This is a genomic window from Psychrobacter sp. CAL346-MNA-CIBAN-0220 (assembly GCF_040309805.1).
Classification (GTDB): Bacteria; Pseudomonadota; Gammaproteobacteria; order Pseudomonadales; family Moraxellaceae; genus Psychrobacter.
In genome coordinates this window covers 258,118-278,397 of sequence record NZ_JBEOPF010000004.1, presented here as the reverse complement: position 1 = coordinate 278,397, position 20,280 = coordinate 258,118, and the positions used below count along the sequence as shown (strand labels likewise).

At 42.4% G+C, this 20,280-nt stretch carries 18 protein-coding genes; 10 read left to right on the top strand and 8 right to left on the bottom strand.

Going from position 1 to position 20,280, the window contains the following annotated elements; genetic code table 11:
• Positions 1-102: 102 nt before the first annotated feature.
• Positions 103-867, top strand: coding sequence for a DpnI domain-containing protein (locus AAEY88_RS10100; RefSeq protein ID WP_350561987.1), 765 nt, complete (start codon positions 103-105; stop codon positions 865-867).
• A gap of 10 nt (positions 868-877) precedes the next feature.
• On the opposite strand, the gene AAEY88_RS10095 is transcribed toward AAEY88_RS10100, so the two are convergent.
• Entirely contained in the window at positions 878-1,444 is a 567-nt protein-coding gene (locus AAEY88_RS10095) for a hypothetical protein (protein WP_350561985.1), read from the bottom strand.
• Between the two features lie 168 nt (positions 1,445-1,612).
• On the opposite strand from AAEY88_RS10095, the gene AAEY88_RS10090 reads away from it, so the two are divergent.
• Positions 1,613-1,807, top strand: coding sequence for a DpnD/PcfM family protein (locus AAEY88_RS10090; protein WP_350561983.1), 195 nt, complete (start codon positions 1,613-1,615; stop codon positions 1,805-1,807).
• 4 nt (positions 1,808-1,811) lie between these two features.
• Here the strand turns inward: AAEY88_RS10090 and AAEY88_RS10085 are convergent, their stop codons facing one another.
• Entirely contained in the window at positions 1,812-2,801 is a 990-nt protein-coding gene (locus AAEY88_RS10085; RefSeq protein WP_350561981.1) for an aminotransferase class IV, read from the bottom strand.
• A 2-nt stretch (positions 2,802-2,803) separates the two neighbouring features.
• A complete protein-coding gene (locus AAEY88_RS10080) occupies positions 2,804-3,493 on the bottom strand; it encodes a hypothetical protein (RefSeq protein ID WP_350561979.1) in 690 nt (229 codons plus the stop codon).
• A gap of 511 nt (positions 3,494-4,004) precedes the next feature.
• Between AAEY88_RS10080 and aroE the strand changes: the two genes are divergently transcribed.
• The gene (gene aroE, locus AAEY88_RS10075) at positions 4,005-4,859 is read left to right on the top strand and encodes a shikimate dehydrogenase (protein WP_350562085.1); all 855 of its coding nucleotides are present in this window, start codon (positions 4,005-4,007) and stop codon (positions 4,857-4,859) included.
• A gap of 84 nt (positions 4,860-4,943) precedes the next feature.
• On the opposite strand, the gene AAEY88_RS10070 is transcribed toward aroE, so the two are convergent.
• Positions 4,944-6,071 (bottom strand): FUSC family protein, encoded by a 1,128-nt coding sequence (locus AAEY88_RS10070; RefSeq protein WP_350561977.1) that lies wholly within the window; start codon positions 6,069-6,071, stop codon positions 4,944-4,946.
• A 390-nt stretch (positions 6,072-6,461) separates the two neighbouring features.
• Here AAEY88_RS10070 and AAEY88_RS10065 point away from each other — a divergent pair, with 390 nt between their 5' ends.
• A complete protein-coding gene (locus AAEY88_RS10065) occupies positions 6,462-8,282 on the top strand; it encodes an acyl-CoA dehydrogenase C-terminal domain-containing protein (protein ID WP_350561976.1) in 1,821 nt (606 codons plus the stop codon).
• 221 nt (positions 8,283-8,503) lie between these two features.
• Positions 8,504-8,959: a hypothetical protein gene (locus AAEY88_RS10060; protein WP_350561975.1), complete on the top strand. Its 456-nt coding sequence runs from the start codon at positions 8,504-8,506 to the stop codon at positions 8,957-8,959.
• A gap of 130 nt (positions 8,960-9,089) precedes the next feature.
• Here the strand turns inward: AAEY88_RS10060 and AAEY88_RS10055 are convergent, their stop codons facing one another.
• Positions 9,090-9,464, bottom strand: a complete 375-nt coding sequence (locus AAEY88_RS10055; RefSeq protein WP_350561974.1) for a 5-carboxymethyl-2-hydroxymuconate Delta-isomerase — start codon at positions 9,462-9,464, stop codon at positions 9,090-9,092.
• 84 nt (positions 9,465-9,548) lie between these two features.
• The gene (gene ybaK, locus AAEY88_RS10050) at positions 9,549-10,019 is read right to left on the bottom strand and encodes a Cys-tRNA(Pro) deacylase (protein ID WP_350561973.1); all 471 of its coding nucleotides are present in this window, start codon (positions 10,017-10,019) and stop codon (positions 9,549-9,551) included.
• A 306-nt stretch (positions 10,020-10,325) separates the two neighbouring features.
• Here ybaK and plsB point away from each other — a divergent pair, with 306 nt between their 5' ends.
• Positions 10,326-13,133, top strand: coding sequence for a glycerol-3-phosphate 1-O-acyltransferase PlsB (gene plsB, locus AAEY88_RS10045; RefSeq protein WP_350561972.1), 2,808 nt, complete (start codon positions 10,326-10,328; stop codon positions 13,131-13,133).
• 158 nt (positions 13,134-13,291) lie between these two features.
• Here plsB and ettA read toward each other — a convergent pair whose 3' ends face one another.
• Positions 13,292-14,953, bottom strand: a complete 1,662-nt coding sequence (gene ettA, locus AAEY88_RS10040; RefSeq protein WP_350561970.1) for an energy-dependent translational throttle protein EttA — start codon at positions 14,951-14,953, stop codon at positions 13,292-13,294.
• A 504-nt stretch (positions 14,954-15,457) separates the two neighbouring features.
• On the opposite strand from ettA, the gene AAEY88_RS10035 reads away from it, so the two are divergent.
• The 4 genes from AAEY88_RS10035 to AAEY88_RS10020 all read left to right on the top strand — a co-directional run bounded on the left by AAEY88_RS10035 (position 15,458) and on the right by AAEY88_RS10020 (position 19,672).
• Positions 15,458-16,741, top strand: coding sequence for a 2Fe-2S iron-sulfur cluster-binding protein (locus tag AAEY88_RS10035; protein WP_350561968.1), 1,284 nt, complete (start codon positions 15,458-15,460; stop codon positions 16,739-16,741).
• A gap of 324 nt (positions 16,742-17,065) precedes the next feature.
• On the top strand, positions 17,066-18,562 hold the full coding sequence (locus AAEY88_RS10030) for an acyl-CoA desaturase (RefSeq protein ID WP_350561966.1): 1,497 nt from the start codon (positions 17,066-17,068) through the stop codon (positions 18,560-18,562).
• 169 nt (positions 18,563-18,731) lie between these two features.
• Positions 18,732-19,025, top strand: coding sequence for a GNAT family N-acetyltransferase (locus AAEY88_RS10025; protein WP_350561964.1), 294 nt, complete (start codon positions 18,732-18,734; stop codon positions 19,023-19,025).
• Positions 19,026-19,378: 353 nt separating this feature from the next.
• Positions 19,379-19,672 (top strand): 4a-hydroxytetrahydrobiopterin dehydratase, encoded by a 294-nt coding sequence (locus tag AAEY88_RS10020; RefSeq protein ID WP_350561962.1) that lies wholly within the window; start codon positions 19,379-19,381, stop codon positions 19,670-19,672.
• Positions 19,673-19,804: 132 nt separating this feature from the next.
• Here AAEY88_RS10020 and AAEY88_RS10015 read toward each other — a convergent pair whose 3' ends face one another.
• Positions 19,805-19,960: a DUF1328 domain-containing protein gene (locus AAEY88_RS10015; protein ID WP_025646712.1), complete on the bottom strand. Its 156-nt coding sequence runs from the start codon at positions 19,958-19,960 to the stop codon at positions 19,805-19,807.
• Between the last annotated feature and the right edge of the window lie 320 nt (positions 19,961-20,280).

Sequence of the window (20,280 nt, the reverse complement as noted above, 5' to 3'; positions counted from 1 at the left end):
TTTGTTTGGTCGTTAATAATTTACTCATTAATATCTGATTTGGCTTCCTATTTAGCCTACCAATTAATGGACCTTTTTACGGTTATAAAATGGCCAGTCACTATGGATTTAACTTTTAATACTAAATTAGCTGCCAACTATCGCTCACCACCACAAATTATTCGAGTGCTTAGTGAGGCGTGGGTAAAAGACAACGGTTATTGTCCTAATTGTAGCGTTCAGCCGTTGTCTGAATTTGCTAATAATCAACCGGTTGCAGACTTTTATTGTAAGAATTGCCATGAGCAATACGAGCTTAAAAGTAAGAAAGCAAAGCTAAGCAATATCATTAACGATGGTGCTTATGACACTATGATTAAGCGTATAAGTAGTGAGAATAATCCCAGTTTTTTCTTTTTGACTTATTCTAAAGAGTTTACCGTTAATAATTTTTTGATCATCCCCAAACATTTTTTTAAGCCGGATATGATCATTAAGCGTAAGAAGTTACCGCTAACGGCAAAGCGCGCTGGTTGGGTCGGCTGTAATATTGATTTGCGCCAAGTTCCTGAGTTTGGAAAGGTATTTTTAGTCAAAAACCAACAAGTGATATCCCGAGATATTGTCACCACTCAATTTCAGCAGACATTGTTCTTACGAGAGCAAACACAACGTACACGCGGCTGGACATTAGATATTTGGCAATGTATTGATAAGTTGGACGTAAACTTTTCTTTAAATCAGGTTTATGCTTTTGCAGATGAGCTACAACTCAAACATCCTGATAACCATCACATTCATGACAAAATCCGTCAGCAATTACAAATCTTACGTGGTAAAGGGTTTATTGAATTTTTGGGTCGTGGTAATTATCAAAAGATAGTATAAATTGTCCTGGTTATACTAAGCGTTTTTTAAGATAGCCTTTAGGTCGTAAGTGGCCTTCTCTATCAAAATAAGCAGGCGTAGTGATCGTTTTTTGGTTGTCCCAAAGTGGCAAGTGCATTGTAGCAACGAGACACTTATGGTATCTATGAGGCGGATAATCCATCTCTAACTCATCATTCACGGGGAAAAAATGTTGAACGTCATTATCCAGGTAAGTATGCCGTCTATTTTTCACATAATTATTCCAGTGCCACAGCAGTTCAATAGGTTTGCGGACAGGTTTGGTAAATGCTTGTCGTTTTACGGTAATGGCACACATGATAAGCTCATCATGAAGCAGACAATGCACACCTTGCTCAATCACTTCTTTGCGTGTATGCGCATATTCAAATATTCCACCAAAGGCAATAAACTTCTTAAAATCTTGCAAATACATAACGCCAAATGCCAGCTGTGTAAAGCGTGATAAATGGATAATTTCATCAGGATATTTTTGCGCTTTACGGCAAATTTCATCAAAAATCATTAATCGGCGCACTTGTAGAGGAATGCTTTCTTCTTCATAGACTGAGCGCATGGGATATTATCCTTTGTTAAAAACAGGATCATTGATCACTTTGCATCAAGGTACAAGTACAGGTAACAAAAGACGATCACTTCTCTTAAGTCCTTTTGATAATCCGAGTGACATAATAGACGTAATATAAATGACTAAAGTTGTTTGATAATTTTGAGAGAGGGTATTATGAGAAAAAACGTAAAAGTAGAAAAAACCTTTCACATAGAAATTATCGAGACACTCAGTCAGATCGTTGAGAGTGTCGCTGAGGACGAGCAAACCGCTCTTTTAAAAGCGCAGCAACTTTATAGAAATGAAGAAGTTGTTTTAGATTCAGAAGATTATATGGATACCAAGTACAATATATTTGAGTGGGAATAGAACGTCATACTGAGAAACAAACCTTATCCCCACTTAACAAGCTAAGCATAGTTATCGGTATTATCCCACGTACTGCATTACAGAAGAATAGCCGAGTTATAGTAGGTAAATCTTTATCCCCTAAAACACGCATTTCTACTGGATTATCGGTCTTAGCAAATCCATCAACGATGACTTGTCGTAGAACTCCTGTAACCCCTGATTGAGTAAGCGGCGGCGTAAACCATTGTCCGTTTAGCAGATAGTTTTCGCTTAAATGAGTGCTGTTGACTGCCTCTAGAGTGGTTATATTTGAGCTAGAGAATGATTGCTGGCAAGCTGATTTATCCGTATCTACTACGTTACCTTCATTTGCTAATTGATAGAACATATTGCTCATCGTGCCCTCAACCCAGCTCCCCGTCATATCGCGTATCAGCCCTTCGCCTATATCCGATTCTGTCACCTTAATACGCTGTAACTCACCACTAGCCAACACATTATCCAAACGATTAAGACTTTTCAGACCGGCTAAGATCGGTGGTAGACAAGCCAGTTGCGCATTCAAACATACCGCTGTTGTTGCCGGTTGCATGAGTACTGTGCGCCCATCGGGCAAACGCACAGACTCAGCGCTAGTGATTGGCATAGCAGAGGATTTTAGCCAGATCTCGCAGGCGCTACCGGATGCATCAGGGATAAAACCATAACCACGTATATCTTGCGCAGCACGGGTGACGACAAGTTTCATCAGCCCTTGTTGTAACTGCTGAGCGTAGGCTTGTAATGTAGCGAGTAGTGCTTGGCTATCTATATCAAGTTGCAACGCATAGGCATGAGAAATGAGGCGCTGGTAATGGTAATCTTGCCACAATATCGCCCCATCGATGACACCCATAGTGGTAAAAAACCCATCACCATATGCCATCCCGCGGTTGTCTGGTGTTATCGCAACCGTGGCCGCAGTATTGGCCTGCGGATAGAGACATCGCCAGTGGCTAGGCTCAATAGTCATATTTAGCTGGCATCCGCTTCTTGCGTGGCTGATTTATTAAGTACCAACATACAGCTGTAAAATTCACATTTTGCCAGCTCAATTTTTTGACCGCCAATACTGGTATTTTTGATAATTTGACCACTGAGTATATCAGAGAGCACTTTACCACCGGCATCACCCATCAGTTGCCGCGCCAGCTTATAGGCTTTTTTGGCATGCGCTTTACTGAGCTTCTTTTCTTTATCAGAGTCACTGGGATTGGCGTAATACCAGCCAAGCTCAAGATATTTTTCAGAGTCAATTAGGTCTAAATAAGGCGCATCCGTGCTCATAAAACGATATTTGGTTGCATGGTTACTAGCGTAGTCTAGGCTGTTCTCATCGGTACTCACAACCTTGCCAAATGCGGCTTTGATTTGATCAATATCATTGATACTGAGCGTCTCAACTTGCGCGCTACCCCATGACGATACATCATAGCTAACTGCCATGCCTTGCTCAGCAGTCGCCCCATCTAAGTCAGCATTCGGCATGGGGTTTGTCTGTACAGGCGCAGCGTCGGATGCTTGGTCAGTAGTAACGTCTGAGGCAACTTCAGAGGTGGCGTCTGTCTTAGAGCCATCGCACGCGCTCAAAGTTACGCTAGCTGCCATCATTATACCGACCATGACGGTCTGTAGGGGGTGATTCCACATGGGCAATTTACTCACACTGTTAGGGTCTTAGAATGATATTAACGAGTCGGCAAAGGCCGCTGATAATAAAGAATAGTATTTTAAAGCCGTGCATTTTAAATACATTAGGGTATCAGTATGATGAATGTCTGCAATCAGTAGATATTAGGATTAGAGGATATAGGCATAGCAGTCATTCGTGCAATAAATGCGCCAGTTATATGGCTGCAATATTAACCATATCATGCTGATTTCGACTCTGATATTTAAAAGGCTATTGGGTTTACAGTTTACCCAACTGCCTAGACATTAACCACCTTTTAGGTTACGGATAACAGTCCCAGGGGGTACAGATTTGTTAAAAACCTTGTTATCCCCTATGATGGATAAAGCCTATTGTTTTATCTTAGGTGTACAACAAGTATTAATAATAAAAAAGCCACTTAACCAACAGTCACCCAATGGATGCCACTCAAGAAGACATACCATCAATTTTATAACATCGAACCTTTCACCTATCATAGGTAGCAGACAAGCTATGAATCAAATGACCCAAAATTTTATCGTCATTGGTAATCCGATCGACCACAGTAAGTCTCCTGAGATTCATCATGTATTTGCCGCCCAAGCTGGACTTGATATTCACTATCAGCGTCAGTACTGCCCAAATGATGCCGCTAGCTTTACTGCAGTCGTTGAAGCATTCTTTCATGGTGGCGGCGTGGGTGCAAATGTTACCGTACCGTTTAAACAGGTGGCTTATGATTGCTGTCTGGCACGTGGCGGACTATCGGAACATGCTAAAGTCGCCGGCGCGGTCAATACGCTGTTATTGAATAAAGACCTGCTAAAAGAGGGCTCATCAGTAAAAGAGGCCCTATATGGAGACAATACTGATGGGCAAGGCTTAGTTAAACATATTATCAGCTTAGGTTGGCCGCTTAATGGCGCACAAGTCGCGATTATTGGTGCAGGCGGTGCGGCACGTGGGGTAATATTACCCCTTATTCAAGCCGGAATTGCTCAACTGACCCTTGCCAACCGCACCCTAAGCAAGGCAGAAATGCTGATAACTGAACTTAGTGCTGCCAGTCTTGATATTCATCATCATGCTATTAATAGCTGTACGACAGATAAGCTGACCGGCCAGTTTGATTTGATTATTAATGCCACCTCTATCGGGCTGTCAGATAATACCTTACCCTTAGCGGATGAGGTAAATTGCCACTACGCCTACGATATGATGTACGGGCGCGATCTGCCGTTCTTGCAGCATTTTGCGGGGCGTGGTGCTCAAACGTCTGACGGCTACGGTATGCTTATTGGGCAGGCAGCATTGAGTTTTGAGCGCTGGACAGGACACACGATTGATGTAAATCAAGCGACTCTAGCGTTGGAATAACAGTCTTAAAAACAGTCGGCTTCAATAATTAATGAAGATAATACCGACTGATTTACGGTTATCAAATTTTTGCTATGTTCTATCTCAACTAAAGCGTGTTAATAGCCATTTTTCAATACGGCGTAATGGCACGCGCAGATTCGTTGAATGCATCACGACCCCACCACTTAGACCAACCATACAGCCAAGTGCAGTATCGAGCAAGCGCGCACGCATCACTTCTTGATAAACATGTGTTGAGAGCGGCAAGCCACTGCCATATTCTGCGATAAATAGGGTTAGCGGGGTAATAAATATCACCGCCATTCCATAATGACGATCGACCAATGACTCAATACAAAGCATCATCGCCAATATCGCAACCGCCACCCCCCAAATCGGCAGCCCCCAAGATAGCATCCAACCTGCCAGCACCACACCTATCAGCGTTCCAAGCAAGCGGTGTAACTGCTTAATCCACATGGTACGCAAATGAATACCTTGAATAATAATAAAACAGCTGACTGCTGCCCAATATGGGTTAGACATCTCTAGCATGACCGCTATCAATAACGCTAAACTGACAAAGCCCGCCACAATAATACTTTCGCTGATGGTATCCGGCTCATAAGTATAGATAGGCGCAGGTACAGTCTCGCGGGTTATTAATAAAAACAGTGAGTACAGCAGCCCCATTACCAGTGCAAAACCACTGCCTAACATCACCAATCCTGTTGCTGGTAATATCTGCGTCAGAGGCAGTGGTATAAATAACGCAATGGCACTGGCCATCATAATAAACAGACCTGCTGGTGGCGGTTGTCGATAATGGCGTCCAAATACTACGATACCAAAAGCAATTAAGGTAAATACGGGCAGCCTGACAATAGGAATCTGCTGCGCTATCAAGCCGAGCGCAAAGCATAGAGACATGGCAAAACCCCATGACATTACCGTCACTAAGCGATGAGGTAGTGACCCTGTGAATGGCAAGTTTAAAATAACCATTGCCCCTAACGAGGCCTTAATACCTGAAGGTAAGTCTCCGAAGTACGCGCCAACGAACACTGGAAAGCTGATCGCAATAGCAGCTATGATAGGCATATGCCACGGTCGACGGCTGCGATTAACCGTTAGCAGATGCGTCAGCTCACCATTGATTAAACGCTTGATATGCATAACTACTTGCTTAATCCAACCTGTTGGCGGTGTAGAGGGCCTAGACGCGCTCATAAAGTGCTACCCTTATTAAATAAATTGACTTTAGTTTGTCCGTTAGTAGATTATCGGTCAGGATAAAGACGTTAAATAGAAAATAGTTAGAAATACATAAAATAAAGTAATTGGTTGTCTTCTTTGATATGAATATTAATTATATATAGTATATTTGTTAGAATAGAACACCTATAATGATGTTAACTGCGTAATCAATAACTGGTTTAAGAAAACCTTAACTGCCATTGAAATCAATAATCTGTGCTTAACAATATCTAAATGCTCTACGTACCCTAATACTTAACGACGATGACGCTTAATAACAATCACGCTTAACAACAATCACGCTTAATAACAGTAGCAACGAGCTAATAAGTGATTTGAGCGAACTGACTAGAGAGACCGACTATGTTAACTTACAAAGCCCCTTTACGTGACATCAAGTTTTTGATTAATGACGTTTTTGATTTTCAAGAACATTATAAAGACTTAGATAATGGCCACAATGCCGATCCTGAAACCGTTGATATGATCTTACAAGGCTTTGCTGACTTCGCCGAAAATGTTTTAGCACCTATTTATCAACCAGCGGATGCGGAAGGCTGCCATTTTGATAACGGGGTGGTAACGACTCCTAAAGGCTTTAAAGAAGCTTACAATCAGTTTGTGGATGGCGGTTGGCAAGGTATCTCATACCCTGAAGAATACGGTGGGATGAACTTGCCAATGTCAATTAACCTTATTAAGTCTGAAATGATGGGTACGGCGAACTGGCCGTGGGCCATGTATCCTGGTCTATCAACAGGTTGTATTAACACTATAATGCAATACGGGTCGGATGAGCAAAAAGAGGCCTACTTACATAAATTAGTCGAAGGATCATGGGCAGGTACCATGTGTCTGACTGAACCTCAATGCGGTACAGATTTGGGTCAAGTCAAGTCAAAGGCTATTCCACAAGAGGATAATAGCTACAAGCTTAGCGGCACCAAAATCTTTATTTCAAGTGGTGAGCACGACCTAACCGAAAATATTATTCATATTGTCTTAGCACGCCTACCAGATGCCCCAGAAGGCACGCGCGGTATCTCATTATTTATCGTCCCAAAATTCTTGCCAAATAGTGATGGTGAGATTGGCGAGCGTAATGGCGTCTCTTGTGGCTCTATTGAGCATAAAATGGGTATTAACTCATCAGCGACTTGTGTACTGAACTTTGATCAAGCAATCGGTTACCTTATTGGTGAGCCGAACAAAGGCCTCAAAGCGATGTTCACCTTTATGAACACCGCCCGTATCGGTACCGGTATCGAAGGTTTAGCCCATACTGAATTGTCCTTCCAAAACGCCCTACCATATGCCAAAGATCGGCGTTCAATGCGTACCTTATCAGGTACTAAAGACCCTGAAAAAGTCGCTGATGCTATCATTCATCACGCAGACGTACGCCGGATGCTGCTGACTCAAAAAGCCTTTGCTGAAGGTGGCCGCTCAATGATTTATCATTCAGCACGCTACGCCGATAAAATGTCACAAGGCATTGCTAATGGCGATGATGCCGAGTTCGAGAAATGGGATGATAAGCTTGGTTTTTATACCCCAATCCTAAAAGGCTTCTTAACTGAATTAGGCATTGAAGCGGCCAAACATGGTCAACAAATCTATGGCGGTCATGGCTATATTAAAGAATGGGGCATGGAGCTCATCGCCCGTGATGCCCGTATTGCCACTATGTATGAGGGTACTACGGGTATCCAAGCGCTGGATCTATTAGGCCGCAAAGTACTGCTACAGTCAAAAGGTAAAATCATTCGCGACTATACTTCCAGCATCATGAAATGGTGTAGTGAATATGCGCTTGATAAAAACATGCGTAAATTTGTTTGGGCGCTAACCAAGCTATGTGCAGAATGGAATACCCTTACCGTACGTCTAATGCTGATGGCTCGTAAAGACCGCGAAATTATTTCAGCAGCGTCAGATGACTTTTTGATGTACTCAGGCTACGTAATGATGGGTTACCACTGGGCGCGTATGGCGGCAGTTGCCTATGACAAGCTAGAGAATGGGGGTACAGAAGCGCCAGAATTCTACAAAGCCAAAATCCAAACCGCAGAGTTTTACTTCGATAAAATCTTGCCACGTACCTCAGGTCATGCCGAAAGTATGGTCGCACCAAGTGAGAGTATGACGGCAATGGATATTGAGAACTTTGCATTTTTAGACTAAGATTTAGTTGCCTTTAAAATCAAAGTTTAAGAACAAGAAGCAAGAATAAAAAAGCGCCTAGCTTATTAATAACGAGGCGCTTTTTTTATGATGAATTTTTCATTTATTGAAAACTATAAAATCGGTACTGAAAACTCAGGAAGTATTGTATAAACTTAGATATAGATGCGGATTTTCACACCAGTAGAATGGTAACTTTCTAATATTTACAGGAGCGGCTAATGTTCCCATTTCCTCTTAAATTGCTTATATCTACTATCGCTATAGTTAGTGTAATGATAGCTACTGATGCACAAGCCACCAGTTCCAAGGTAGCTGCCGACCAACCGATTCGCTTTGCAAAAGGGCAAATCAGTACGACCCTTACTGGCACATTAAACCCCAAGCAACATGAGCGCTGGTATCAATTTGAGGCTTCAAGTGGACAATACGCGCTGATTAATATTGCGCCGCTAGCAGGTACATCTGAGACTGCTAATGTTGGTGTATTGCATATGCCAAATGGGTCACAAGACGGCACCAAAGGCGGTATTATCTACCAAGGATGTTTGCCTGTATCCGGCACATATCGCTTGCGTATCGCCCGTAATTTGATGGCAACCCGTGGCAAAACGGCAGGCTATACCGCTGAAGTGATTATCCTACCTAAATATGTTAGCGAGACCCTTTGCCCATAAAAGAAATCTATAACAGAAAAATGATAGTGGAAAAACTAAAAAGTGCGGCAACGAAGCCGAGTGCAGACCGTAGCTGGCTTATACAGACAGATAGATGAGATGGCATACTGTGAATTAACTTTTTAACTCTTTAACTACCAAAAACTTTCTTTTGATAAACGGCGCTAATCTCTTCAACCTCGACACATATTTGTAGTACTGCTCGCCCTGACTGTGCCGCACCAAGCTTGTCTTCTATTGCCGTGACCAATAGCTCAGCCAGTTGATTACGAATACTACTGTCTCGACCTGTCATTAGTTTGAGATGGGCATAGATAAAACCTTGCGCTTGTTCATCATCCTCTATCCCCACTAAAAATGTATTAACCGGCAGTATACGCGCTTTAATATCAGTGGCTTTGCCAAAATGACCACTATCCCAAAGGACTTGATTAAGTGCTTTAAGCAAGGATTCAGCATGAGGAATACTGACGTTAGGCGTCGCTTGGATGGTTAAATGCGGCATGGAAGTCGTCCTTGTTATGGGGATAGGATATAGTAATTTATCTAACATAAAAGCCAGTTAGGTTTTAATGTTTTTACAGGGTGGTTAGCTATCCGCAATGGCAGCAAAGCGCGCCTTAAGCGTATCTGCTAACTGCTGTGGTGGCAATTCAATCTCTAGTCCACGGCGACCAGCACTGACATATATTGTAGGCTGCGCTTGCGCTGAACTATCAATCACCGTTATTAAATGCTTTTTTTGTCCTAATGGACTAACGCCGCCCAATACATAGCCAGTACTGCGTTCGACTTGTTTCGGTTCGGCCATTTGTACTTTTTTACAGGCGAGCACTTTGGCTATTTTTTTCAGATTTAGAGTGGTATCAACCGGCAGAATAGCCACCGCTAGTTTGCCATTATCGGTTTCGACCACTAAAGTCTTAAAGATGCGCTCTGCAGCAACGCCTAATTTTTCAGCAGCTTCTAAGCCATAAGAGACCGCATTATTATCATGAGCATAATCGTGCAGCTGATAATCAAGGCCGCGCTGTTTGGCAAGGTTAATGGCAGGTGTCATAAGCGTTCACGTTCAGTCAGTGATGATAAAAAGGGTATTTACTTATCTTACGCAAAAAGAGCGCTCATTTAAACATGCAATCGGTTAAACCTCATACTATCAACCCATAACAGTACCCATACAAAGCAATCGAGTGCAGGTTACACCTGACTTATCAAGGCCTCTAGGGCGAACGAGCTTGATGTTGGTGTCGTTTTATAGCGGGTAGACTATAATATCAAGCAGAGATACCGACACCATATATCGCTTCACTTACTTTTATGGCATCATAAGCGCATTATATTTTACAAAGTTTGACTTTTGATTATGATACCCAGTTTTTTAAAAAAGCGGATGTTTAAAGCGCCTGTTGTTGCCGATACCACTGACAAGGCTCAAACCTCTGACAGCAATAAAGTGGCGACCACGTCCTATACCAAAGCACCGATTAACCAGCTCTATCGCAAGATATCAGGGCAAGTACTTGATGTGGCGGTCAAGCCGAAATTATTAGGCGAGCTACCAGAATTTGATACTGACGATCAAACGCTGACATTTTATGTGCTGCAAGATTATTCGCGTTCTAATAGTATTTTGATTGATCTGCAAACTCAAGAATATAAATTACCAGCCGCTCTAGTTGGGGTAAAAGATCGTATCCATCAAATAGATGAAAATGCAGCCATTATATTTTTGCATCATCCAAAAGCCAAAGACGATCAGCTGTCGCCGCGTCTATCGCGTCTGATTGCCGCGACATTACAGTATTCAGAGGTTAAGATTCGATTGGTACCAGTCTCGATTCTCTGGGGACGCGCCCCTGAAAAAGAAGATTCCCTATTTAAGCTACTGATGACCGATGGTTGGGAAGACCCCAGTATCACCAAGCAGTTATTTAATATTGGGGTGATGGGGCGCGATACCTTTGTCCAATTCCATCCACCGCAAGACTTAAGAACTATTATATATGACAGCCTGCACGACGAACAAGAATCTGACTTAGACGAGCCTGCATTATTTGATGATATTTTTACAGCTGATCTTAAAGATAGTGGCACTGCTATTACTGGCAACTCTAATAATATAGACCGCTTAAATGAGACAGATAAGATCAATAATAAAGGGCCGCGTCATGCATTGGTTTCTACTGCTGATGCCAATCGCGAACTGCTACGGTCACTCCAACAGCAGCTAAATGTTTATCTTGATAAGCAACGCGCCAGCATGCTTGGCCCTGACTTGTCAGATAGACGAAACCTGGTGGATAAGCTGATTTACTCGCCAGCTATTAAGCACGCCATAGAAAGTGAAGCTAACGAGACAGCGGTCACAGTTCGTGAAGCACGTGGCACTGCTAAAGGCTATGCTAATGAGATGGTTAATAACTACTCCTACCCCATTATCCGCGTCTTTGATCGGTTTTTAACTTGGTTATGGACGCAGCTCTATGATGGCGTGGAAGTCCATCACTTTGAGCGCGTGCGCGAGCTGGCGGCTGATTATGAAATTATTTATGTTCCTTGTCATCGCAGCCATGTTGATTATCTATTACTGTCCTACGTTATTTATAAGCGCGGCTTAAGCATTCCTTATGTCGCCGCAGGCGATAACTTAGATGTACCCGTATTAGGGCCATTTTTACGCGGGGCAGTAGCCTTCTTTATTCGTCGTAGCTTTCGAGGTAACGCCCTTTATACCGCGGTATTGCGTGAGTATATGCACTCTCTTATTACCCGAAAGACGCCAATTGAATACTTTATTGAGGGCGGGCGCTCACGTACAGGGCGGTTATTACCACCTAAGATGGGTATGTTGGCAATGACCGTGCACAGTCAGCTACGCCATACCAATAAGCCGGTGGTCTTTATTCCGACTTATATTGGCTACGAGCGTATTATGGAAGGGGGCACTTATGTTGGTGAACTAAAAGGCAAACCCAAAGAATCAGAATCCTTAATAGGGCTACTTAAAGTGGGTCGTAAAATTGAGCGCATCTTTGGTCATGTTCATTTAAGCTTTGGCACCCCCCTACATCTTAGCGATTTTATGCAAAAGTTTGATGTGCCTGCTGATAGTTTGCCTATAGATCGCACTGATACGCCGCTAGATGAAAAAGCCAGCGCCATGGTCGATAATATTGGCGTCAAAATCATGCAGCACATTAATAAAGCGGCGGTGGTCAATCCAGTATCGTTATTGTCCTTAGTGCTACTATCAGCACCAAAAGCGGCGCTTGATGAAGATATTTGCCGCGAGCAAATTGCCCTTTATCAAGGTATTGCACGCCAAGTGCCGTATGCTGATGACACAGTTATCACCGATATGAGCCCGCAGAAAATCATCGATTATGGAATCAAACTCAAACTTATTGAGCGCACGCCGCATATCCTAGGGGATATTATTCAAGTGGCTGATAAGCAGGCCGCACTGCTTAGCTATTTCCGTAATAACATCTTGCATGTGTTTATTCTACTGTCATTTTTAGCAGCGCTAGTGGCACGCAACGGTCGCATCACCCGCAGTCGCCTTGATGGTATCGTGTCGCAGCTGTATCCCTTTTTACAAAGTGAGCTGTTTTTACATTACCCAGCGCATGGTTTGACGGATACCTTGAATCAAAAAATCGAAAACATGCTGTCTCATGGTCTTATTGTCGAGTTAGGTGATGACATTCTTAGCGTACCTGACGCCAATAGCAGTCATTATCAGCAGTTAGAAGTGTTAGCAACGCCTGTTGGCCAAAGTCTTGAGCGTTACTTTATGACCTTGGCTCTGCTTGCTCAGCAAGGCTCAGGGAACTTAACGGCAGAAGAAGTCGTTGACTTATGCCATCTGCTCGGACAGCGCTTATCGGTCCTATATGCCGATGATATTCCGGACTTCTTTGATCGTTCGCTGTTTCTCAGCTTCGTTAATGCGCTTATCCGCCTTGACTATCTACGAGAAGATGAGGAGACCGGCGTATTAACCTTTGACAAGCGTATTGATAATATCGCTCATCATGCCAAATATGTGCTTAGCCCCGATATGATGCAAATTTTGCAGCAAGTGGCGAGCCTTGATGAGAAAGCAATTGCCCACGCGATTACTGAGATTAGCAATAAAAAACAACGTAAGTTCAGTCGTAAGCGTTAATATGAATTGAAAGTTTTAACTATCATTTAAGCCGATAATTTAAATCAAGAATTTAAGCCCATAAAAAAGACCTCTAATTAATTAGAGGTCTTTTTTTGAATGTCTATAAGTTTAATAAAAGCGATATTATTTAATCCGCCCCTATTCTACTTAAGATACTAGCTGGTAATTTTCTTATACTTCATACGTTTAGGGCCGGCATTATCACCAAGTTGCTTTTTACGATAAGTCTCAAACTCAGAATAGTTACCGTCAAACCAGACTGGACCTTCTTCTTCAAATGCTAAGATATGAGTCGCAATGCGGTCAAGGAACCAGCGATCATGCGACACGACCATAACGGTGCCAGGGAATACTTGAATAGCATCTTCCAGCGCACGTAAAGTTTCAATGTCTAAATCGTTCGATGGTTCATCCAGTAATAAGACGTTCGCCCCTTGCTTCAAAGTTTTCGCCAGTTGTAAGCGGTTACGCTCACCACCGGACAGTTGACCAACACGTTTTTGTTGGTCTGAGCCTTTAAAGTTAAAGCGGCCGATATAAGCACGGCTGGGAGTGGTATATTCACCAACAGTGATAATATCAAGACCGTCAGAAATTTCTTCCCAAACGGTTTTGTCGTCATCTAAATTATCACGAACCTGACCGACATAGGCAACGCTAACGCTTTCACCCAAATCAACTGAACCACTATCTGGGGTATCACGCTCAGTAATCATATTAAATAGCGTGGTTTTACCGGCACCATTCGGGCCAATGATACCGACGATAGCCCCTGCTGGTACGTTGAAGCTTAGGTTTTCATAGAGCAAACGGTCGCCAAATGATTTAGCGATATCATTCACTTCGATGACTTTATTACCCAAACGAGGACCAGGTGGAATATAAATCTCAGAGGTCTCGTTACGCTTTTGGAACTCTTGTGAGTTGAGCTCTTCAAAACGCTGGACGCGAGATTTAGACTTGGCTTGTTGGCCTTTTTTGTTTTTACGGATCCAATCCAGCTCTTTTTTCAAGGCTTTAGCAAACGATTCTTCTTGCTTATTTTGCTGCTCTAGACGGGTATTCTTTTGCTCGAGCCATTCAGTGTAGTTGCCTTCATAAGGATAACCATGACCACGGTCAAGCTCCAAAATCCACTGGGCGACATTGTCCAAGAAATAACGGTCATGGGTAATAGCCACGATAGTACCGCTATAGTTTTGCAAGAATTGCTCTAGCCAGGCGACAGACTCAGCGTCCAAATGGTTGGTCGGTTCGTCGAGTAACAGCATATCAGGACGCGACAGCAGCAAGCGGCATAAGGCCACACGGCGTTTTTCACCACCAGATAGTCTGCTGACGTCCGCATCCCATGGTGGCAAACGTAGCGCATCGGCTGCTTTCTCTAACTGCGAGCTTAAGTTATGCGCATCCCACGTTTGAATAATGTCTTCCATCTTGCCTTGTTCTTCGGCAAGCTTGTCAAAGTCAGCATCAGGCTCAGCGTATTCAGCATAAATGGCATCTAGACGCGCTAACGCATCTAAGGCTTCACGCATACCGTCTTCGACATTACCGCGTACGTCTTTACTGTCGTCTAGCTGCGGTTCTTGCGGTAAATAACCGATTTTAGTACCCGTTTGGGCACGCGCCTCCCCGCTAAATTCGGTATCAACCCCAGCCATAATACGTAGCAAAGTTGATTTACCCGAACCGTTGATTCCCAAGACGCCGATTTTGGCACCAGGGAAAAAGGACAGATTAATATTTTTTAGAATCTCACGCTTAGGCGGAACAAGTTTTGACACGTTGTTCATCGTGTAAATATATTGAGCCATTAACACTCCGATAGACTGCATAGAAGAGGTCAACAAACACGACTTAGCGATGATGCTAAACGTGCCGTACCTCAAAATCTGGGTTACCAATTGTCTGCTATTATCGCATTGTGGCGCATGCCCTGCAAGCTATAGTCTGCCTATAGTAAAACGTCACCATCGTCAACCTCGATTGCCGTCGCTGTTTTCATATTCTAGATATAGCCTACTCGCGGTTTCTTTATATTTATATTATTATGAATTGACTGTCACAGGCGGTTTTAACTAAAAACTGGAAATAAAATTACTATTTAAGATGGCACCTCATCTGCCTGATAGACTTAGGTGGGTTAATTGCCACAAAAAATTGCAGCAAACCTTTCGCAAATCTAAGCAATAGCCGTTAATATATTAGAATAGCTAATCAATAAAACTAACGTTTAAAAATTTTATTGATATAAATTTTGTTATAACAGACAATTATAAAGTATTGAAAACAAGCCTCAAAAATAAGGTATTGTGCCTATGACCAGCGGTTACCGCCCTGAACTCGTCCAACGTGCTTTTATTGATTTTATTGGCACTAAACTACATCCGTTTTGGTCATTGACGACGCCCAAGTTGCGCCTTGTTGCTCGGCAGCCACTCAGTAACGATTTGATTGCGCTACATTTTGCAAGTAATCACGCTTTTAAACAGCAGGTATTTGGTTTACAGGGTGGATGGCAAGGCGGACAACACCTTAATTTAACTATCCCTATTGATGGGATTAACCATCAGCGTAGTTACTCGTTAGTGGGTTTGCCGCAGCAATCACTGTGGTGGCACGATGACTATCATGAATCTAATAACGAATCTAATAATGACGTTAATGATAAGTATCATAAAAAGCAAAAGCAGCAAGGTCATAGCATTACTATCGCTGTTAAACCCCAAGGTTTGGTTTCTGACTATCTGACTAAGCATGCCGTGCTTGGGTCAATATTTGGTAGCAGCATACCGAGTGGTGATTTTACGTTAGCGCAAGCAGATTTGGCAAAAAAGGTAGATTTAACAACTTTGTCTAATAAGCAGCAACCGCTATTATTTATAGCAAGTGGGAGCGGTATCACTCCGATGTTAGGACTGATTATGCAGGCACTACAAGGCGTGCAAGAGGTAGCTTTATTACATTATAATCGTAGCCCTATATTAACGTCCTATTGGCAAGACTTAGCTAAAAATTATCCAGCCTTTACTTATCATCTGATTAACACTGAAGATTCCAGTACCTATTTAGCGGGCACGCGGCATTTAAGTGCACAAAGCTTATTATCACTAGCGTTACCATTAGCAGACACGCAAATATTTGCTTGCGGCTCGCAAACATTTTTAGCCGAGCTATATCGCGTCGCCGCTGAAATAGCGTTGCCTAGTGGTTCTGTATCAAGTGACCATTCAGCAATTAACGCATCATTATCTGACAGCCATTCATTACGCGACAACATTATCATCGAGCGCTTTGGCACCGCTTTACCTGAGTTAAATAGTGACGGGGAAAATAAAATAGAGGAAGTAGAGTCAAAAACCATCTATTTAAGATCCCGGCAACGCCAATTCGACAGCAGTAGCACTTTATTGCTCGGTGCTGAACAAGCAGGCATTCGCATGAACTATGGCTGTAGGCAAGGAATTTGCCAGATGTGCCGTTGTAATAAAATTAGCGGCATTGTCAAAAACATTCAGACTGGTAAAATAAGCAGCGACGGTTATGAATCGATCCAAACCTGTATCAATGTGGCACTGACAGACGTAGTACTCGATATCTAGCGACAGCCAAAAACCCCATTAGCTATCAGCACTCCATAGAACACTTATAGATAGAATGGACGCACAAATAATTGATGGGCTTTGAAGGTTCGATAGCGGTAGGATTGATATTTATTTATTCATTAGTTATTATTTAAATTATTAATCATAAGATTAGATATACTAACCAAAAGACAGCAACTATTACCAGATGTAAATAGACTAACATTACCCTGTATTGTATGCTGAAGCTTACTTGACCTATTAAACCGATCCTGGGTTTCCAATACTGTATTTTCAGATATAGTACTTCCAACTATTAACAGCCTCGGTTAAGGATTACTTATGCGCATGTTACCGCCTATATCCACCGCACACTCTGCTGTACCCATACTGACGGCATTAACTGATGAGCAGTTGATCGGACAGGGTCGCCCAACATTGGCAGCGCAAACCGCTGCTCATACAGCAGCTAATGACGATCAAATTGCTAAAGGCAATACTGATAGTTCCTTTGATAATCAACACCCTGAACATCAAAACTCAGAGGCGCAGATTAAACCTATGCGCTACCCTATCTTGACGGGTGCGCCATTATCGAAAGCGCAGACCGAAGCGCTTGCGGGTGAGTTCAATACACTCTATCAAAGTGTCATGGACACCCTTGATGGCAATGATGCACGCTATATTAAGAGGGTTTACGCCACGGTGGTTTATAGTGAACTTGTTGCGCGTGGCCTACTGGCAGTGGCTGGACGACTGTCATCACGACGACACCAACTGAGTGTATGGCTACTGGGTACTACTGTATTGAGTTTTAGTAAAATTTTAAACAATATGGAGCTTGGTCATAATGTCATGCACGGACAGTATGATTGGATGCAACATCCACATCTGAACAGCCAAAACTTCGACTGGGATATTGTTTGTCCTGCCCCTTTATGGCAGCATTCTCATAACTATCTGCATCATACTTTGACCAATATCGTGGGACGTGATCATGATGTCGGCTATCATTTGATTCGGGTCACTGATGAGCAAACTTGGACACCAAGCGATCGCTACAACCCATTTAAAACCCTAATCCTAGCACTCGGTTTTGAGTGGGCAGTGGCTTTCCATGATATTCAAATCAGTGTTGACGAATATGCAGATACTCCGCAGCTGCCACTGATAATGCAAAAGAAGTCACGCGCCTTATTTGCCAAAATTGTTCGGCAAGTCGGTAAGGATTATATTGCTCTACCTGCCGTTGCAGGACTGACTTTAGGTCGGGGTAGTGCCGTTAGCACTCTAAGCGGTAATATCACTGCTAATATTGCTCGTAATCTGTGGACGTGGGCGGTGATATTTTGTGGACACCTTACTGAACAGGCCCACATTTATACCCATCTTGACGATAATGAGAGCAAAGGTGACTGGTATGTACGTCAGATTCTGGGCTCGAGCAACATTGAGGGCAGCAAATTATTCCATATTTTAACCGGTAATCTATCGCATCAGATTGAGCACCATATCTTCCCTGATATGCCTGCTCACCGTTATTCTAGTGTCGCACCCCAAGTGAAAGCGATATGTCGTAAGTATGGCTTAGGATATAATACCGGACATTTTGGTACCCAATTTCGCCAAGTGCTGGCACGTATTCATCATTTCAGTAAGCCGAGCGCTGATGAGTGGCAGACATACACCCAATCAATAGCAACGACTGATGCCAATCAGGTAACCGAAAACGGTGCTGAGAAAAATGCTAAAAAAGAACAGAGAAGTAGAGAGTTGGGACGCGGTCTGGGTAAATATATCCCGCAAGTAGTGCGCCAAGCTTGGTTTTATGCCTGGTAATTTGAAGGATAATAACATCTGCCCTATCTACTTTTACGGTAAACCACTGGTCAAAAGAGTGGTAAATGCTGACAATAGTAAGATGTAAATTCGGTTGCAAGTGGCACTGCCATCATATTGCACCCTATTGATAACAACTACTTATTTATAATAAAAAAGGAGTTCTCTTATGAGTACACCAGATTCGCAACAAGACTTAGATATTAATCATAACGAACAAGCCAATCGCTTTGAAACCACCCTTGATGGACAAACTGGCTATATCAGTTATCAAGAGCGCGGCGATACCTTGGTTTATGACCATACTATTGTGCCTCAAGCGTTAGGTGGTCGCGGAGTGGGCTCAGCCTTAGTCAAACATGCCCTAGACTATGCGCGTAAATATGACAAAAAAGTCGTGCCCCAATGCTCATTTGTATCATCGTATATTAATAAGCATCCTGACTACCAAGACTTGGTATAGCGCTTTCTTATATAAGATTCTTTATATAGAAATCGTTATATAGAATTAACCATATAGAAATAGTATCACGAGATAGAAACACCCTAGAAAACGCTTTCAACCTGTCTTAAATTACCTGCCTACACCCCTAATATCTTTACCCATATATTTCTAACTGAATATATGGCAGGATGTAAGGCGTAGGTAGGTTTTTTGCTCTATAGCCATTTTAACACCGCCATTATGAAATAGCAGGGTCAGAAAATAATAGCAGAGATATAAGACTAGCATGATTTTACTATTCGCTTTGGGCTTGATACTACGGGCGCCCCGAATCTTCAATTAATTTTTATACAATAATAAAGGATATTCCTATGAGTAGTTTATCTGATAAACAAGTCGATTTGCAGTTAGAAGACTTAGCTGGCTGGCAGCGTGACGGCAATAGTATCGTTAAAACTTATCACTTTAGTAATTTCATTGAGGCCATTAGCTTTATGAGCCAAGCGGCATTTCATGCTGAGGCACTTGAGCACCATCCAGAATGGCACAATATTTATAACGTAGTGGACGTACGTCTAACGACTCACGATACTGGGGGTATCACTAGTCTTGATATTCGTCTGGCAAAGCGTATGGAACATATTATTCAGCCCAAACGTTTGTAAATGTTTTTTTGCCACGGCCATCAAAGGCTTAAACGTATTAACTTAAAGCGACAAGTTACTCAAACAAAAAAAGCCCTCAATTGAGGACTTTTTTTATGCGGCTTCTTTACGATTAACTTGAAACCCTTGCCATTACATCTTACGACCAACAAAAGCCACGATAAATAATATAACCGCGACTACTAAGAAAATGTATGCCAAGTTAGAAGATAGACCAGCTACCCCACCAAAACCTAGTAAGCTTGCGATCAGTGCGATAACTGCAAAAATAATAGCCCAGCGAAACATAATCATTCTCCTCAGATAAAAAATAAAGCTAAGTAACGTGTAGCAAGGTACTTTTTTATATTGATTGTCTTATCATGAACTCATTTATTGACTGTTTAATGAGAACTTATAATATAGACCTCGATACTTTTAATCTTTAATGCTAATCGTTACTGCTTGTTTTGTTGTTAATATTATTGCTTACGAGTTGTGATGCTAGATTAGCAATATATTGCAGGATTAAACGTTCATTTTGGTAATCATCACGCTATATTGTGTAACCTGTGTAGCAGTATTACCTTGTTTGTAGCAAATTTGACTCTTTTAAGTTTTTTTTCTTG

What these genes read in the sequence shown, in the direction of transcription:
- AAEY88_RS10100 (WP_350561987.1), top strand. Translation starts at nt 103, where the DNA reads ATGGATTTAACTTTTAATACTAAATTAGCTGCCAACTATCGCTCACCA.
- AAEY88_RS10095 (WP_350561985.1), bottom strand. Translation starts at nt 1,444, where the DNA reads ATGCGCTCAGTCTATGAAGAAGAAAGCATTCCTCTACAAGTGCGCCGA.
- AAEY88_RS10090 (WP_350561983.1), top strand. Translation starts at nt 1,613, where the DNA reads ATGAGAAAAAACGTAAAAGTAGAAAAAACCTTTCACATAGAAATTATC.
- AAEY88_RS10085 (WP_350561981.1), bottom strand. Translation starts at nt 2,801, where the DNA reads ATGACTATTGAGCCTAGCCACTGGCGATGTCTCTATCCGCAGGCCAAT.
- aroE (WP_350562085.1), top strand. Translation starts at nt 4,005, where the DNA reads ATGACCCAAAATTTTATCGTCATTGGTAATCCGATCGACCACAGTAAG.
- AAEY88_RS10070 (WP_350561977.1), bottom strand. Translation starts at nt 6,071, where the DNA reads ATGAGCGCGTCTAGGCCCTCTACACCGCCAACAGGTTGGATTAAGCAA.
- AAEY88_RS10065 (WP_350561976.1), top strand. Translation starts at nt 6,462, where the DNA reads ATGTTAACTTACAAAGCCCCTTTACGTGACATCAAGTTTTTGATTAAT.
- AAEY88_RS10060 (WP_350561975.1), top strand. Translation starts at nt 8,504, where the DNA reads ATGTTCCCATTTCCTCTTAAATTGCTTATATCTACTATCGCTATAGTT.
- AAEY88_RS10055 (WP_350561974.1), bottom strand. Translation starts at nt 9,464, where the DNA reads ATGCCGCATTTAACCATCCAAGCGACGCCTAACGTCAGTATTCCTCAT.
- ybaK (WP_350561973.1), bottom strand. Translation starts at nt 10,019, where the DNA reads ATGACACCTGCCATTAACCTTGCCAAACAGCGCGGCCTTGATTATCAG.
- plsB (WP_350561972.1), top strand. Translation starts at nt 10,326, where the DNA reads ATGATACCCAGTTTTTTAAAAAAGCGGATGTTTAAAGCGCCTGTTGTT.
- ettA (WP_350561970.1), bottom strand. Translation starts at nt 14,953, where the DNA reads ATGGCTCAATATATTTACACGATGAACAACGTGTCAAAACTTGTTCCG.
- AAEY88_RS10035 (WP_350561968.1), top strand. Translation starts at nt 15,458, where the DNA reads ATGACCAGCGGTTACCGCCCTGAACTCGTCCAACGTGCTTTTATTGAT.
- AAEY88_RS10030 (WP_350561966.1), top strand. Translation starts at nt 17,066, where the DNA reads ATGCGCATGTTACCGCCTATATCCACCGCACACTCTGCTGTACCCATA.
- AAEY88_RS10025 (WP_350561964.1), top strand. Translation starts at nt 18,732, where the DNA reads ATGAGTACACCAGATTCGCAACAAGACTTAGATATTAATCATAACGAA.
- AAEY88_RS10020 (WP_350561962.1), top strand. Translation starts at nt 19,379, where the DNA reads ATGAGTAGTTTATCTGATAAACAAGTCGATTTGCAGTTAGAAGACTTA.
- AAEY88_RS10015 (WP_025646712.1), bottom strand. Translation starts at nt 19,960, where the DNA reads ATGTTTCGCTGGGCTATTATTTTTGCAGTTATCGCACTGATCGCAAGC.